This is a genomic window from Tolypothrix sp. FACHB-123, from assembly GCF_014697075.1.
Classification (GTDB): domain Bacteria; phylum Cyanobacteriota; class Cyanobacteriia; order Cyanobacteriales; family Nostocaceae; genus Aulosira.
This window is the reverse complement of sequence record NZ_JACJRE010000013.1, coordinates 17,386-34,467: the sequence shown is the minus strand read 5'-3', so window position 1 is coordinate 34,467 and position 17,082 is coordinate 17,386. Positions and strand designations below refer to the sequence as shown.

16 protein-coding genes are annotated in these 17,082 nt (G+C 41.1%); 13 read left to right on the top strand and 3 right to left on the bottom strand.

The features are described 5' to 3' along the window. The first annotated feature begins 92 nt into the window (after positions 1-92). The 13 genes from H6G41_RS11385 (at position 93) to H6G41_RS11325 (ending at position 14,620) form a co-directional block, all read left to right on the top strand. A complete protein-coding gene (locus tag H6G41_RS11385) occupies positions 93-4,463 on the top strand; it encodes a non-ribosomal peptide synthetase (protein ID WP_190746306.1) in 4,371 nt (1,456 codons plus the stop codon). 48 nt (positions 4,464-4,511) lie between these two features. After that, positions 4,512-5,717 carry an aldo/keto reductase gene (locus tag H6G41_RS11380; protein ID WP_190746305.1) on the top strand — a complete coding sequence of 402 codons (1,206 nt, stop codon included), beginning with the start codon at positions 4,512-4,514 and terminating at the stop codon, positions 5,715-5,717. A 51-nt stretch (positions 5,718-5,768) separates the two neighbouring features. Further along, entirely contained in the window at positions 5,769-5,984 is a 216-nt protein-coding gene (locus H6G41_RS11375) for an MbtH family protein (RefSeq protein ID WP_190746304.1), read from the top strand. Between the two features lie 513 nt (positions 5,985-6,497). Continuing rightward, positions 6,498-6,665 carry an NblA/ycf18 family protein gene (locus tag H6G41_RS11370; RefSeq protein ID WP_100903939.1) on the top strand — a complete coding sequence of 56 codons (168 nt, stop codon included), beginning with the start codon at positions 6,498-6,500 and terminating at the stop codon, positions 6,663-6,665. A gap of 372 nt (positions 6,666-7,037) precedes the next feature. Continuing rightward, complete coding sequence (cpeB, locus tag H6G41_RS11365) at positions 7,038-7,592, top strand: C-phycoerythrin subunit beta (protein ID WP_096726904.1); 555 nt, start codon at positions 7,038-7,040, stop codon at positions 7,590-7,592. Between the two features lie 79 nt (positions 7,593-7,671). Continuing rightward, complete coding sequence (gene cpeA / locus H6G41_RS11360; protein ID WP_190550640.1) at positions 7,672-8,166, top strand: C-phycoerythrin subunit alpha; 495 nt, start codon at positions 7,672-7,674, stop codon at positions 8,164-8,166. Positions 8,167-8,594: 428 nt separating this feature from the next. Next, positions 8,595-8,807 (top strand): hypothetical protein, encoded by a 213-nt coding sequence (locus tag H6G41_RS11355; protein ID WP_190746303.1) that lies wholly within the window; start codon positions 8,595-8,597, stop codon positions 8,805-8,807. 28 nt (positions 8,808-8,835) lie between these two features. After that, entirely contained in the window at positions 8,836-10,125 is a 1,290-nt protein-coding gene (locus H6G41_RS11350) for a HEAT repeat domain-containing protein (protein WP_190746302.1), read from the top strand. 20 nt (positions 10,126-10,145) lie between these two features. Then, entirely contained in the window at positions 10,146-10,625 is a 480-nt protein-coding gene (locus H6G41_RS11345) for a GNAT family N-acetyltransferase (RefSeq protein WP_190746301.1), read from the top strand. Positions 10,626-10,668: 43 nt separating this feature from the next. Next, positions 10,669-11,286: a HEAT repeat domain-containing protein gene (locus H6G41_RS11340; protein ID WP_190746300.1), complete on the top strand. Its 618-nt coding sequence runs from the start codon at positions 10,669-10,671 to the stop codon at positions 11,284-11,286. Positions 11,287-11,361: 75 nt separating this feature from the next. Next, entirely contained in the window at positions 11,362-12,555 is a 1,194-nt protein-coding gene (locus tag H6G41_RS11335) for a bifunctional 2-polyprenyl-6-hydroxyphenol methylase/3-demethylubiquinol 3-O-methyltransferase UbiG (RefSeq protein WP_190746299.1), read from the top strand. Between the two features lie 429 nt (positions 12,556-12,984). Further along, a complete protein-coding gene (locus H6G41_RS11330; RefSeq protein ID WP_190746298.1) occupies positions 12,985-13,944 on the top strand; it encodes an orange carotenoid-binding protein in 960 nt (319 codons plus the stop codon). Between the two features lie 349 nt (positions 13,945-14,293). Then, complete coding sequence (locus H6G41_RS11325; protein ID WP_190746297.1) at positions 14,294-14,620, top strand: hypothetical protein; 327 nt, start codon at positions 14,294-14,296, stop codon at positions 14,618-14,620. A gap of 249 nt (positions 14,621-14,869) precedes the next feature. Here H6G41_RS11325 and H6G41_RS11320 read toward each other — a convergent pair whose 3' ends face one another. The 3 genes from H6G41_RS11320 to H6G41_RS11310 all read right to left on the bottom strand — a co-directional run bounded on the left by H6G41_RS11320 (position 14,870) and on the right by H6G41_RS11310 (position 17,016). Beyond that, positions 14,870-15,781 (bottom strand): HEAT repeat domain-containing protein, encoded by a 912-nt coding sequence (locus tag H6G41_RS11320; RefSeq protein ID WP_190746296.1) that lies wholly within the window; start codon positions 15,779-15,781, stop codon positions 14,870-14,872. Positions 15,782-15,815: 34 nt separating this feature from the next. Then, entirely contained in the window at positions 15,816-16,055 is a 240-nt protein-coding gene (locus tag H6G41_RS11315) for a hypothetical protein (RefSeq protein WP_190746295.1), read from the bottom strand. Between the two features lie 205 nt (positions 16,056-16,260). Next, positions 16,261-17,016, bottom strand: coding sequence for a phycoerythrobilin:ferredoxin oxidoreductase (locus H6G41_RS11310; protein WP_190746369.1), 756 nt, complete (start codon positions 17,014-17,016; stop codon positions 16,261-16,263). Positions 17,017-17,082 lie beyond the last annotated feature (66 nt).

The window sequence follows — 17,082 nt, the reverse complement described above, 5'->3', positions numbered from 1 at the left end:
AACCACACTTCGACAAGCTCAGTGCATCGCAAGGGGATGGAGTTTCCCACCGCTTTCAATGAATTCTGGAAATTTTTAATTAGGAGTGAATTATGAAAAGTGAAGTATTAGAAGGTTTTCAACTTTCTCCCCAACAAAAGCGTCTGTGGTTATTACAACAAGATAGCCAGATTTATGTGTCTCAAGTTGCTATTTTGTTAACAGGAATAGTTGATATAGAAGTTTTGCAAGCGGCTACACACAAAGTTGTTAATCGGCATGAAATTTTACGGACAAGTTTTCACCGCCGACCAGGAATTAAGTTTCCGCTTCAGGTAATTAATGCATCAAGCAATATATCATGGTGCTGTATTAATTTGCGGAATTTTCGTCAGCAGGAACAAAAACTCAAGATTGCAGAATTACTTCAGGAAGAAAGATGCTTAGTTTCTCAATCAGAAACAGCAGATTTGGTAAGGTTTTCGTTATTGTCTATAGCTGATAATCAATATATTTTAATTATCAGTTTGCCATCTTTGTATGCAGATGCTTGGACAATGCAAAATCTGGTGAGAGAAATTAGCCTTAGTTATTCTCTTTGCTTAGAGGGTCAATATTTTTCAGATGAACCTGTACAATATTTGCAATTTTCAGAATGGCAAAATGAACTTTTAACAGAAGAAGATGCCAAAATTGGTAAAAAATATTGGCAGGAAACAGAATTTAAAAATATAGAATTTCCAAAACTGCCTTTTGAATTAAGTCATTATCCCAATATAGATTACCAACCTGATGTTCACTCTCTTGAATTACCCATTGATTTAACCAGAAATATAAATAGTTTTCTAGAAGAAAATAATACAAATTATCATGAATTTTTCTTGAGTTGTTGGTATATATTAATTTGGCGTTTAAGCAAACAACCAGAAATTGTTATACATAATTTATATAATGGCAGAAAGTACGAAGAGCTATATGAGACTCTAGGGTTATTAGCTAAATTTTTACCTTTAAGTTGTCCACTTACTCCAGAATTTAAATTTGCAGAAGTTTTAGCATATATTAGCGAACAACATCGCCAAGAGGAACAGTATCAGGAATATTTTTTAGAAGCAGATATTAGAAGTAGTCAGAAGGAATGGCTAAGTCTACCGATTTGTTTTGAATGTGAAGAAACACCAGAAACATACAATGCTGATGGTGTAGAGTTTTCTATTTACCAAAAATTTGTTTACTGGGAAAGATTTAAACTTAAACTCAATTGCATTCAACAACAAGATTCTCTAATTACAGAGTTTGCTTACAACTCTCATCTATTTACAGCCGAAACTATTCAACGTTTAGCTAGACAATTTCAAACTTTAGTTACAAATGTTATTAATAACCCAGAGGTTTTGGTAGGACAGTTAGAACTTATTGATAGTGAAGAACGCCATAATTTATTAGTAGAATTTAATAACACGCAGACCAATTATCCCCAAGATAAATGCTTTCATCAGCTATTTGAGGAACAAGTCAATAAAACTCCTAATCAGATTTCTGTTGTCTGTGAAGAACAAAAGTTAACTTATGCGGAATTGAATTTACGAGCCGATCGCCTAGCATCTTACTTAAGAGGGTTAGGAGTCAAGCCAGAGGTACTTGTAGGTTTATATATAGAGCGTTCCCTTGATACTATAGTTGCAATCTTGGGTATTCTCAAAGCTGGAGGTGCTTACCTACCGCTAGATGCAGCATTACCAACAGCAGCCTTAGCGTATCGCTTACAAGATGCTGGTGTATCTGTGGTTTTAACACAGCGATCGCTAATTAGTAAAGTTCCCGCAGACACTACACAAATAATTTGTCTAGATACAGACTGGGAACTAATTAACGCAGAAAATTCAGTAGATTGCTCAACTACGGTACAGCCAGAAAATTTGGTATATGCCATCTATACTTCTGGCTCTACAGGTAAACCCAAAGCTGTTTTAGTCGAACATCGTCAACTTGTTAACTATATTTACGCAATCATCAACAGATTAGAATTAGCGAAAAATGCTAGCTTTGCTACAGTTTCCACCTTCGCAGCAGATTTAGGTAATACCGTCATCTTCCCCGCATTATGTACAGGCGGATGTCTGCACATTATCCCTCAAGAAACAGCAGCAGATCCCCAAGCGATCGCCAATTATTTTCAGCAGCATCCGATAGACTATCTTAAAATAGTTCCTTCTCATCTAACTGCTCTTTTGGCTGCATCTCCAACCTCTTCAATCCTACCTCGAAAGAGTTTAATTTTGGGTGGTGAAGCCAGCAGTTGGCAACTAATAAACCAAATTCAACAACTAGCACCTGAATGCCAAATTTTTAACCATTATGGCCCGACAGAAACAACCGTAGGAGCATTAACTTACTCAATTACTCAACCAACACAACAACTATCATTAACCGTTCCCTTGGGGAAACCTTTAGCTAATACTCAAGTTTATGTTCTAGACGAAAAATTACAACTTGTACCTATGGGTGTACCGGGTGAATTGTATATCGGTGGTGCGGGATTAGCCAGGGGTTATTTAAATCAACTAGAACTCACATCCGCCAGATTTATTCAAAATCCCTTTGTATCTGATGCTCAAGCACGTTTATATAAAACAGGTGACAAAGTACGCTATTTAAATGATGGGGATTTAGAATTTCTCGGAAGAGGAGATCGCCAAGTAAAAATTAGAGGTTTCCGCATCGAATTAGAGGAAATTGAAACCATCATCAAACAACATTCAGGCGTGCAAGAAGTAGTAGTGACAACTACAGTAGAAAAAAATAGCAACAAACGTTTAATTGCATATATAGTTACTACTCCTCAGTTCCGCTCAATCTATCAAAATTATCAAGCGATCGCCACTGTTATGCGTAGCTTTTGTTTAGATAAACTTCCAGAATACGCCATACCCTCTACTTTTGTATTACTCAAAGCATTACCATTAACAGCTAACGGTAAAATTGACTATCAAGCACTACCAAATCCTGAACAAACTCGTCCCGAACTAGAACAACTTTATGTAGCACCACGGACAGATTTAGAAAGACAAATAGCACAAATTTGGTTAGAAATACTAGGATTAGAAAAAATAGGAATCTACGATAATTTCTTTGAGTTGGGTGGGCATTCTTTACTCATCACTCAACTATTAGCAAAAATCCGCAAAGTATTCCACGTAGAACTTCCTTTAAAGGTTTTATTTGATGCACCTACTATTGTTGATTTAGCTGCACAAATAGACAACACACAAATAACTACTTCCGAGATAAATCTTGATTCTGAAGTTGTTTTAGATGCAGCGATTGTACCAGCAACTAAATATATACCCCAAACCAACCCACCTACGGCGATTTTATTAACAGGTGCAACAGGTTTTTTAGGAGCTTTTTTACTTTACGAACTCCTACAAAAAACCACAGCGGATATCTATTGTTTGATTCGGGCGAAAACAACTGAGATTGCGACAGAAAAGCTGCAAAACCATTTAAAATCCTATTTATTATGGGATGAAACTTTTAATCAACGGATTATTCCCTTATTAGGAGATTTATCTCAGCCACTTTTAGGACTTTCAGCAGAGAAATTTGCAGCGATCGCATCTCAAATTGATGTCATTTATCATAACGGTGCGTTTGTTAATTTCACCTATCCTTATTCTCAACTCAAAGCCGCGAATGTCTTGGGGACTCAAGAAATTTTAAGATTAGCCGCGCAAACTAAAGTTAAGCCAGTACATTTTATTTCTACAATTGGCGTTGTAGGTGCGGCTGATTCTACTGTAGAAATCATCCGAGAAAATACACCAATTAATCACAGCAAAAACATTAGTAGTGGCTATACACAAAGCAAATGGGTAGCAGAAAAATTAATTCAAATTGCGGGCGATCGCGGAATTCCCATATCTATATATCGACCGGGAAGAATTTCTGGAGATAGTAAAACAGGTGTCTGCAATATCGATGACCATACCTTCAGAATGATTCGCGGCTGTATTCAACTGGGTAGCGTCCCCAAGGATGGCTCGATGGTTAACTTAACGCCTGTAGATTATGTCGGTCAAGCCATAATTTATTTATCACAACAACCAACCTCATTAGGCAAAGTTTTTCACCTAATCAATCCACAACCTTTACCTTGGGAAGAAGTTGTTAATTCAATCGTTTCTTTTGGCTATCCACTTCAACAAATTGACTACCCAGAATGGCATTCAAAACTATTAGAAGAAATTGAGCGATCGCCTAACAATCCCTTATCTCCCTTAGTTGCAACACTGACTAATCAAGCATCTCAAAACACCAATACAGAAGATTCCCCAACCCAGCAAATTGACTTTCAAAACACCCTCACTGGATTAGCAGAAACTACAACTACTTGTCCACCACTAAATCGACAACTGTTAAATACTTACCTTTCGTACCTAATTTGCGGCGGCTTATTAGCACATCCTGCAAACAATAATTAGGCGTATCAAGATTGTTGACCAACATCGATATATCACAGATATAAAATTATGAAAATTTCGGGTAAAGCTACTTTAGAAGGAACAAAAAATTACCGAAATAAGCATATTGATAAATGTGCGCCAGATCATTTCAGAACAAATAATGAATTAATTGCCAGTTCTATTGGTATAGGTACTTATCTCGGTGAAGCTGATGAAGAAACTAATCATCAGGTGACTCAAGCCATAATTGAATGTGTTAAACAAGGGATAAATTTAATTGATTCCGCAATTATTTATCGCCAACAGCAAGGAGAACGTAGTATAGGTAAGGCATTACGATATCTGATAGAATCAGGATATACATCAAGAAACGAATTAATTATCTGTACTAAAGGTGGTCGTATTACTGAACAAACAGTAGAATATATTAATTGGTTTAACCGACATTATATAGAAAATAATAATTCTCAACTTAGTGCAACAGATTTAATACAGAATTCTCACTGTATACACCCAGAATATCTAAAAGACCAAATTAACTTAAGTTTAGAAAATTTGGAAGTAGAAACAATAGATGTTTACTATATTCACAATCCTGAAATACAGCTTTTAGAAATTTCCTTAGATGTTTTTTATAATCGCTTGTACGCAGCATTTGAAATGTTAGAATCAGCAATAGAAGCTGGTAAAATTGCTGCTTATGGTATTGCTACTTGGGATGGTTTGCGCGTACCCCTAGACCATCCTCAACATTTAAATTTAGCAAAAATAAAATCAATAGCTGCTGAGGTAGCTGGTGATAAAAATGATAGATTTAATTTTATTGAATTTCCTTTAAATATGGGTATGCCAGAAGCTCTAATTTCTGCTACTCAAAATGTTGCAGGAGAGTTAGTTCCCGTTTTAGAAGCTGCTTATCGTTTAGAGTTAACTCCAATAGCTAGTGCTTCTTTATATCAAGCACAAGTTATAGGTAGAATACCTAAAAGTGTTATAAGTGCTATTGGCGAAATTTTTAATTCTGATTGTCAACGCGCACTACAATATACTCGCAGCGCACCTGGATTGTTTTCAGCACTTGTAGGAATGAAAAAGTCAGAACATATAGATGAGAATTTGAGAGTTAAAGGTTATTCGACTTTAACAAAAGAAAGTTTTAAAATAGCAACTTATACAATTATAGAAGCTTTAAAATCTATGCAATTGGCCAATCTAGATTGGAACTTTGATGTATCTCAGCTATCCTATAAAACAAATATATTTGCTGGCTAAATGCTGAATTAGGAATCAAGACTGGAAATACAATTTGTAAAGGAGTTAAATATGAGTATTTCTGATACAGAAGACCAAACAATTTACAAAGTAGTAGTTAATCATGAGGAGCAGTATTCTATTTGGCCTGCTGATAGAGAAAATGCGCTCGGTTGGAAAGATGTAGGTAAATCAGGAATGAAATCAGAATGTCTTGAATATATTAAGGAAGTTTGGACAGACATGAGACCGTTAAGCCTACGTCAAAAAATGACATTAACAAACTAAAAATTAGATAAAAAACTCCATCCCCTTGTGGGTGGAGTTTTTGGGCATTGGGAATCGGGCATGGGGCATGGGGAAGAAGTTACCTATGCCCTATGCCTTATGCTCCATGCGGCAGGCGAAACAACCTCGTCCACCCATAAAGGGATGGAGTTTCCCGTCACTTTCAACAAAATTCTTACCCGTCTGTGATTGAGCATTTTTTACCAAGGTGGAAATGCTCGATCGAAATCTCTACCCATGCTTACCGCCAATTGGTAGAGGTCTCTAAGCTCTGACAAAGTGTAGCTTGTAAACAAGCACTCTGGAAATGGGACAAGCCGGACAAGTGCTATCTCCCGTAGTCCATAGTACCTGCCTCGAAGGTGTTTGTTGACCAACCCCATTGAGCAGCACTGGTGGATTTATTCGCAATCGTCTAAAACTGTCCACTTGTCAAGCAGGTGTAACTTTTGTTAACCTTAATTCCAGGGAATAGATCGAGCTAATGTTGCGAAACACCGGAGAGTCAGAACTATGGATATTCCAATGGAGCTTAACTTAGAGCAGAAATTCAACCTCAAACTTTACGAAGAGCAAATTAAAGGGCTAAACCAGGAAGAATCTCAAAAATTGCTTTTAGAGGTGCTGCGCCAGTTAATGGTTAAAGACAATATGATCAAGCATCTTCTGAAGCAGGCTTAACTGATAGGGAATGTTTGTTAATTTCTGAAAATACAATTTAGATCCCACAGGATGTACCAAGGCGGCTCTAGATGAAGCTGCAAACCTACACCATCCTCTGGCGCGATCGCACTATTTTTGCTAACTCATGCCAAAAACGAGCATGGGGTATTCAAATGAGAGTCCTAACTCACCCTCTGATAAACTAAACCATTTATACCTGCGAGCAATCCCCAGTCAGACTCATCCTGATTGGGGATTGTTTGTTAAGGATTGTTACTTAGTTTCTCATAACTGAGACTGAGATAGGTGTCATCTTTTATGTTCTATATTGTCTTGTTCAGGGAACAGGCAAACAAGTTTCAGAGAAAACCAATTATTAAGGAGAGCGAAATGCTTGACGCTTTTTCTAGAGCTGTAGTTTCAGCAGATGCTAGCACTTCTACCGTATCTGATATTGCTGCCCTCAGAGCCTTCGTTGCTAGTGGTAACAGACGTTTGGATGCTGTAAATGCGATCGCTAGTAACGCTAGCTGTATGGTTTCTGATGCTGTTGCAGGCATGATCTGCGAAAACCAAGGTTTGATCCAAGCTGGTGGTAACTGCTATCCCAACCGTCGTATGGCAGCTTGCTTGCGCGATGCAGAAATCATCTTACGCTATGTAACCTACGCTTTATTAGCTGGTGACGCTTCAGTTCTAGACGATCGTTGTTTGAATGGTTTGAAAGAAACCTATGCTGCTTTAGGCGTACCTACCACCTCTACAGTACGTGCCGTTCAAATCATGAAGGCTCAAGCTGCTGCTCACATTCAAGACAACCCCAGCGAGGCTCGTGCTGGTGCCAAATTACGTAAGATGGGAACCCCCGTTGTAGAAGATCGTTGCGCTAGCTTGGTTGCTGAAGCTTCCAGCTACTTCGATCGCGTAATCTCTGCTTTGAGCTAATTCATTACCACTTGCAATTCACTCAACAGATTGACATCCAACACAGTTTAACTAAAAAGCCTTTTGGGAGATTTAAGAAATGAAATCAGTTGTTACCACCGTTATTGCATCTGCTGATGCCGCAGGTCGTTTCCCCAGCACCTCTGATTTAGAATCCGTACAAGGTTCTATCCAACGTGCATCTGCTCGTTTGGAAGCTGCTGAAAAGCTAGCTAACAACATTGATGCAGTTGCTACCGAAGCTTACAATGCTTGTATCAAGAAGTATCCTTACTTGAACAACGCTGGTGAAGCTAACTCCACCGATACCTACAAAGCTAAGTGCGCTCGTGACATCAAGCACTACCTGCGCCTGATCCAATACTGCTTGGTTGTTGGTGGTACTGGCCCATTGGATGAGTGGGGTATTGCTGGACAACGTGAAGTTTATCGCGCTTTAGGCTTGCCCACCGCTCCTTACGTTGAAGCTTTAAGCTTTGCTCGTAACCGTGGTTGTGCGCCTCGTGATATGTCTGCACAAGCATTGACTGAGTACAATGCTTTACTAGACTACGCTATTAACTCTCTCTCCTAGTTAGTTGCCAGTAGGGGCGGGTTGATGCGAGATCGTCATGGATATTTGAGGATATTTGTGAACCCGCCCCTACAGTTGTCATTTGGTGAAAAGGGTAGATTGTCACCCTGCAAGCCTGGAGGTTCTTGGCTCTTTGCTTTGCCTGTGAAGGTTGAGTAATGGCAAAGAATCTCTGGGTTTGTTTTGTTATGGGGCATGGGGGAATGGCACTAAGATATCGGCAAATCCAATATTCATAAGGCTTTTGGGTGTAGGGTGTGGGGTGTAGTGGCGTTCGCGCAGCGTTGCGTAGCAAAGAAGTTTATTAATGTTCGCACTTGTTTTTAATTTTCTTGATTTTTCCCTATACCCGACACCCTACCCCCTAAACCCTGCCCTGACTAGGTTTCACGTTTTCTTAGTGCCATTCGGGCATGGGGCATGGGGGATTGAACAGGTCAGTTGCAGCATTAAACCTGAACATTGCGGTTTTGATGTCGGAAATTTCGCCTTTAAACCTGAACATTGCGGTTTTGATGTCGGAAATTGCACCTTTAAACCTGAACATTGCGGTTTTGATGTCGGAAATTGCACCTTTAAAGCACCTAATTTTTAACCAATGCCCAATGCCCCATGCCCAATGCCCAATGCTCCATGCCTAATTTTCAAGCTAGTTAACATAATATATATATGGATAAACGCTTTTTTAATTTATTTAATCTTACAGAAGACCAGGCGATCGCTCTTTTGGATACGCCCCAAGACCAATTGAGTGCAAATGATTCGCGTTATATTGCCGCTTCTCATTTAGTCAATTTCCCCACAGAAAGGTCAATTAATGCACTCATTCGCGCTGTGCAGCAAACTGACCCCTCGTTGGATAATCGGATCGTCCGGCGTAAATCGGTGGAGACTTTGGGACGACTCAAAGCCGCAACAGCCCTGCCAGCTATCCGTACATGTCTGTTTGATGAGGACTGCTATACTGTAGAAAATGCTGTCTGGGCAATCGGGGAAATTGGTACTCAAGATCCATATATATTAGAAGATATAGCGCAATTACTGGATAAGTCAGGACAAACTCATCGTGTAATTATCCATACATTAACCAAGTTTAATTATCAACCCGCCCTAGAACGCATTCGCAAATTTGTCGATAATCCCGATCCACCTACAGCCAGTGCGGCGATCGCTGCCATTTGCCGCTTAACTGGGGACTATTCCCAAATGGAAAAAGTTGTAAGGATATTGCAACACCCGAATGTTTTAGGGCGGCGGTTGTGTATCCAAGATTTAATGGATGCACGTTACTATGATGCAATTCCTCATATTGCCCGCTGTCCTGTATCTTTGGTTTTTCGGCTGCGAGGTATCCGTACATTGGCAGAAGCCGGAATCTCTGCGGGCGCAATTACTTTTGCTACAATTCAACCCTATTTAGAGCAGACATTATACGACCATCCCCAGGATTTGAATTTAGTTCATAGTTACGATCGCCTTCCCACTCTGCCAATTTTAATTCGGGGGTTGTACGAAACCGACTTTGGGCGCTGCTATTTAGCCAGCAAAACTATTTTGGAGCATTACGCCGATACTGCTCCGGAAGCTTTATTTGCCACCTACGCCGAAGAAGCAAATAATGATTATGGTGCCCACTTCCATGTGATGAAGCTGTTCGGGTGGTTAAAACATGCCCCAGCCTATGATTTACTAGTTGAAGGTCTGCATAACAAACAACCACAGTTTCAAAAATCACGAGCGGCGGCGGCGATCGCTCTGGCTGAACTCGGAGATCCACGAGCTATCCCCGAACTGAAAGCTTGTCTGGAAACTAAAATCTGGGATCTGAAGTATGCCGCATTGATGGCACTAGAAAAACTAGGTGACATCAGCGCACACGAACCAGCAACACAAGATAGTGATTGGCTAATTGCTGCCAAAGCCGCAAGCACAATCAAAAATCAAGAAAAAACAGCCTAATTTCCCGAAAAATCCCACCTATGGATGCTATTCGCTTTCGAGAAGCCAATATAGATGATAATACAATCATTGCTCGTCATTTTTTCCAGTTATGGCGTGATAATGGCGTTGCGGAAGCATCCATCCACAGCGATTGGCGAGAAATAACTTTAGTATTTATTGAGCAGGCGCGTCAGACACTAGCTTATAAAGCTTTCATTGCCGAAATTAATTCGGAAATTGTTGCTTCCGTAAGCTGTCAATTATTTGCTGGATTGTACCCCCATATTCTCGCCCAACAGCAAAGAAAATATGGGTATATTTGGGGGGTTTATGTTGAGGAAGCATATCGTCAACAAGGAATTGCTAAACGCCTAACTCAAATGGCGATCGCTTATCTCCAATCACTCAGTTGCACTAGTGTAATTCTTCATGCATCACCTGCGGGGAAACCACTTTATAGTAACTTGGGATTTAGGGAAAGCAATGAAATGCGTTTAGATCTGATTTCTCCTTCATAAATAAATATCAACCTGTTTGTTAATTATCTTTGAATTCAAAACAATGCCAACAACAGAAGAACTATTCCAACAACTAAAACACCCCAATCCCCACCTCCGCGATCAAGCAATGTGGGAACTAGCGGAAAATCCCGATGAGACAACTATCCCTCGGTTGATGAGTATTCTCGATGAAGAGGATACTACTTATCGACGAGCAGCAGTGAAAGCCTTAGGTGCGATCGGCCCCGATGCGGTAAATTCCTTAGTGGAAGCGCTGCTCAATAGCAATAATGTCACCGTTCGCGGTAGTGCGGCTAAAGCGCTGGCGCAAGTCGCCATTAATCATCCAGATGTTCCCTTTGCATCTGAAGGCGTACAGGGTTTAAAAACTGCCCTCAACGATCCCAATCCCGTAGTACATATTGCTGCTGTCATGGCTTTGGGTGAAATTGGTTCTCCGGTAGTCGATGTTTTGATTGAAGCATTGCAAACTACAGACAACCCAGCGCTAGGAATCTCGATTGTCAATGCTCTTGGCTCAATTGGTGATAGCCGAGGTGTAGAGGTTTTACAATCTCTAATTGAGAATGAATCAACCGATTCCTATGTACGCGAGTCGGCTACTAGCGCATTATCTCGCCTAGAAATGACAATGAAGTTTCAGCGAGGGGAAAAATAATTGTCCGAGAATTATGCGATCGCATCTTCAGTACATGGATAATTAAACTGTATGACAAATTAATGTTCTTCCCCAATGTCAGATTCCCAAGCAATTAGTGCAGCCGTCGCCAAACTCTACAATACCTATCCCTTCCCCCCAGAACCGTTATTAGATGAACCGCCTCCAGGTTATAACTGGCGCTGGAACTGGCTGACGGCGTATAACTTTTGTACCGGACAAAAACCCGCACAAACCAATATCCGCATTCTTGATGCTGGCTGTGGTACGGGGGTGGGAACAGAATACTTAGTCCATCTCAATCCAGATGCGACTGTTGTCGGTATCGATTTGAGTGCTGGTGCGTTAGCTGTAGCTCAAGAGCGTTGTCAAAAATCAGGAGCAACCAGGGTAGAATTTCATCATCTGAGTTTGTTTGATGTTGAACAACTTCCGGGAGAGTTTGAGCTAATTAACTGTGTGGGAGTTCTGCACCATACCCCCGATCCCATTCGCGGAATTCAAGCTTTAGCAAAAAAGCTGTCACCTGGTGGTATAATGCACATTTTTGTGTATGGGGAACTGGGACGTTGGGAAATTAAATTGATGCAAGAAGCGATTGCTCTTTTGCAAGGTGAGAAACGCGGCGATTACACCGATGGTGTCGCAGTGGGACGAGAAATATTTGCTGCACTACCAGAAGATAACCGCCTCCGCCAGCGCGAACAGGAACGTTGGTCTTGGGAAAATCAACGGGATGGCTACTTTGCAGATATGTATGTCCATCCCCAAGAAATTGATTACAACATCAATACAGTGTTTGAATTAATCGATGCGTCGGGGTTGGAGTTTCTCGGCTTTTCTAATCCCAAGGTTTGGGATTTAGAACGCTTGATTGGTAAAGCACCAGAGTTAATTGAACGGGCGCAAAATTTGAGCAATCGCCAACGCTATCGGTTAATTGAACTCCTCGACCCCCAAGCAATTACCCACTATGAGTTTTTCTTAGGACGCAGCCCCATTAATAGAGAAGATTGGGCATCAGATACTAAGTTAATGTCAGCTATACCGGAACCTAGTCCTTGCATTCAGGGATGGCGAGATAGTCAACAATTTTTTAATCAAGACTATCAAATTGTGCGTTTAAATGATGCCGAGTGGCAATTTCTCCTCGTCTGTGATGGAAATCAAACAACAGAGCAAATTTTGCAGTCAGTAGATGCGAGTTTAGCAGATGTGCGATCGCTCCAAAAACAGCAAATCATTCTTCTCACTCCTGCAAAACATTAGTTCTGCAAATACTCTATCTTTAATAGCGGTAGACGAGCGGAGCGAGGCGTCTCGGAAAGTACGGCTTGTTGTTAGACATCACTAATTTTGCTAAAACCCTCAGTACCTCTTGTTGATCGTTGAGTAGCGCCTGTAATGATTCATTAGCAGTGCGATCGCATCACCATGTAAAAGGACATAAAACGCTGGAATTGTATTTAATCTCAGGACTTTACAGAAAGTCAACCTTTGATTGCCTACTTGCTCAAGGATATAGCTGGTAGGCTTTCCACTGCAATTGCTGTCAAGACCGATACAAAAATTTATTAAGTTTCTTTACTTTTCGTTACAGATAGTTAATACTACTAATTAGATTTACACAAATAAAGCTGTAAACGTCAGTTAAGCGTTGAGCTTGATCATCCATAAACTCCTAATTAAGGTTTACTTATGCCGTTTACCATCGATTCAGCTCGCGGTATCTTTCCCGAAACACTGACTGCCGATTTAGTCCCAGCAACCATTGCTCGCTTCAACCAACTAAGTGCTGAAGATCAGCTAGCGCTCATCTGGTTTGCTTACCTAGAAATGGGTAAAACGATTACCATTGCTGCTCCTGGCGCTGCAAATATGGTATTTGCAGAAAACACCTTGAATGAACTCAAGCAAATGTCTTTCCAGCAACAAACTCAGGTGATGTGTGACCTAGCAAACCGTGCGGATACGCCCATTTGCCGTACCTATGCAATTTGGTCTGTAAACATCAAACTTGGTTTTTGGTATCGGCTGGGAGAGTGGATGGAGCAGGGTATTGTAGCTCCCATTCCACAGGGTTATCGATTATCAGCAAATGCAGCCGCCGTTCTGCAAGCAATTAGGGATCTAGACGCAGGACAGCAAATTACCGTTCTGCGTAATTCTGTAGTTGATATGGGGTATGATACTAGTAAATTAGGCAGCTATACCAAGGTTAGTGAACCTGTCGCTCCCCCTAAAGAAATAGCTAAACGGACTCCTGTCACTATCGAAGGCATTGATAATCCCATCATATTGAGTTATATGGATAACTTAAATGCCAACGACTTTGATGCGTTGATTGAGTTATTTACTCCTGATGGTGCCCTGCAACCTCCCTTTCAAAAACCGATCGCAGGTAAGGAAGCAGTATATCGGTTTTTCCGAGAAGATTGTCAGAACCTCAAGTTAATACCACAGCGAGGTGTGTCTGAACCGGTAGAGGATGGTTACACTCAGATCAAAGTTACAGGTACAGTGCAAACTCCCTGGTTTGGAGCTGCTGTGGGTATGAACATGGCCTGGAGATTCTTGCTCACTCCTGAGAATAAAATCTTCTTTGTGGCGATAGATTTACTAGCATCTCCCAAAGAGCTACTGAATTTGGTTCGCTAGTACTATAAGAATTCTCTTTTGATTCTTATCTAGAAACAGACTTAGAAAATGAGGTGATAGGGCGATCAATCCTAGACTAGGGCAAAGTCCTACACCTCCACAAATTATAAATCTGCGGTCTAACGCAGTACACTATCGAAGATTGTGGGCATAGCTATGCCCATAATCTTCGATATGAAAACTGTATTAGGGACTTCCAAGTAAAAAACTATTCCATTGCTATTGTTGACGGTTGACTGTTGACTGTTAACTGTCAACCGTTAACGACTTTAACGGAATAATAGATTTTTTGGAGTCCCCTTATGAAGTGAATTTGCTCTCTTGGAGGAGAGTATTTTGGGATGGGAGCATGAAGGTAAACGAAGTTAGCTGGTCTGATTTAGAACAAGAAGTTGCTCAAGCCGCTTTTCAAAAAGCATACGAGCGAGAAATCAACACCCTGATTCAGGAAGTTCGCGACAACGCCGTTCAGATTTCCGAGTTGGAAGATATCTGGCGTTTGCATAACTTTCTAAGTGCCAAAAGGCACGAGATTGATGGTAAGTATGATTACAACTATTCAGTTCTCGTATTTGTTTTTGCAACTCTGATTAAAGAGGGATGGTTGCATCTGGATGAACTCAAGGGACTGGATCAGGATAAACTTACTAAGATTGGCTCTCTTTCACGGATGTAGCTACCAGTAATATCAAGTCCGGTTGAACACTTATCATTAGGGCTGACGCTGGGAGCGAGACACGGGGACGCGGAGAGTTTATATGCTCTGTTGTCTCCAGCATAGATTTTTCATTGTACAGAAATATCACCACATAATTTTAACGGCTTGCTCAATTCAGTTGAGTAGCACTAAGAGCATGATTGCACTCGACTATTTTAAGCTATCAATTGGAAATGAGATGTTCATCGAGATAGCTGAAACAGAAAGTTACCAATCATCTTCTTGTGACTGGCGTTCAATTTGAGCGATCGCTAATTTCGCTAAAACCCGCACTACCTCCTGTTCATCATTGAGTAGTGCCTGTAATGATTCTAACGCAGCGCGATCGCCTATTTTACCCAGAGAATTAATTGCTGCTTTCCTCACATCTAAATCGGTATCTTGAGTTGCCAGAATTAAATGCGGTACAGAGGGAGGATAATTTACTTGTCCCAAGGCTGCGGCTGCTTCGGTGCGGATCAGCGCTTCTGGATCTGTCAAAGCAGAAACCAGCAAGTTACAAGACTTTTCATCAGACTGTTCTTGCGCCACATGACCAAGCGCACCAATCACAGCACATCTGACATCTAAAGAGGCGGCGTTCAATGCTGTATATAGATGATCTGCTGCTTCCGAACCAATAAATGCCAACGCCCATGCGGCATGACCTTTAATATCCTGGGGATGCTCGTCTGATGCTAAAATTTCCAGCAACGCTGGTACAGACGCTTCTCCTGTTCTAGCTAATGCCCCGGCGGCTGAACTTCTCACTACTGTATCTTCATCATTAAGAAAAGCCTGAAGCAAGTCTGGTACAGCACGAGGATCGGAGATGATGGTGAGTGTTTTAGCAGCAGCCCTGCGCACCACTACATTAGAATGATTTCTCAGCGCTTCTATCAGAAATGGCGTTGTGGCTTCACCAATTTCACCCAAAGTTTCCGCAAACCGCAATCGCACCAATCCTCGCGGATCTCCTAAACCCTCCACGAGTTGCTTCAGAACTGTTTCATCTGTAGCATCGAAGATTTCTAGTGAAATCTGCTCATTTACCCTCTGAACTAGAGCATCATTTTCGGCTTGTACTCGCAGGATGGAATCGTTCACCCCTGAAGTTTGAATGTTGAGCGATTGACTCATCACAAATTCCCTATCACTGTTATTTTAAAAGCCTCTAGTTACCTGATATCAAAGTAGATTGCTGCTGACGTAGTGACTCTAGAGTAGCGTCTATCTGAGTAAGTTGAGGTTGCAGGCTAGCAAGTGCTTGTGCCTTCATCACTTTAGCTTTTTGTGCCATTGACAAGGTATCGTTAACTAGACGTTCCCGATATTGTTCTAATTCTGCGATCGCGAGAGTCAGTTCTTCTGAGTCAGTTTGAGCGTTTGCGGTGAGTTCTGTAGTATCAGACATATTTGTTTTGTTTGCTAAACGTAGTTTTAAAATACCCATGTTAAATTTTCTCAGATTTCAGTTACCAAAGCACAAGAAAATGGGCATTGGGCATGGGCAATTCAATTTTGGATTTTGGATTTCCGTTAGCGTAGCGTTAGCGAGTCCGCGAGCGTCTTTTGGATTAGGTTTAAATCTAAAATCCAAAATCTAAAATCTAAAATTACTAGCCCCTAGCCCCTGATAATGCGAGTTTTCTTTCCAAATCGAAGAGAAAGCCGTGAATATATTCTTCTGTCCACTCAGTACCATAAAAACGGGTGAACATTCCCCTTGCTGGGTCTTTTTCGGCGCGATAGCGGAGATAACGCAGTTGGGCTTGTTCAATTTCGGCTAAATATTTGGAGTCGGTTATGGGTTCTGCTTGGTCAACGAAATCTAGGTAGGCTTGAAGATAATCTTTAAAAGCTGCAAATACATGAGTTTCTACCACCTCAGTTTGCTGGGGGCGCGTCCAGAGAAAGGCGGGAGAGAAAAAGGGCTGGGCTTCTTCGGGGAAGTCCCCGCCCCAAGGGAGATGCTGCTGATGTGTCTGGAAAATTGGCAGGATAGGCTGGGTATACTTCGCCTGATATCCTAAGTCATCCCGAAATAAAGGTTGCATATCGAGGGCGATTAGGTGTCCTCCGGGTAAGGTGACTAAATCTCCGCCAAAGAAGGGTAAATCATAATTCAGATGGGGAAAAATGACAAAATTTAACACCTGAAGTGAGTTACCTCCCTGTACATGGGCGGCTCGAATTTGCCGGAGTTTGCTAGTTTGAAAGGCGTAGCTAGTTGTTAAAACTTCTTGGTGATGTTTGCCTTTACCTACTGTTGCTTGTTTGGACTCAAACCCAGCCGGAATAGGATAAGGCTGCAAATTTAAACGATTCTGTAAAAGTGCGATCGCATAATCTAAAAATGGCTGATATAGAGTCAACTTCGCTTCGCTCCCCATTCAAAATTAACAATCACCGGATTTTTTTGTGGTGATGTAGATTTAAAT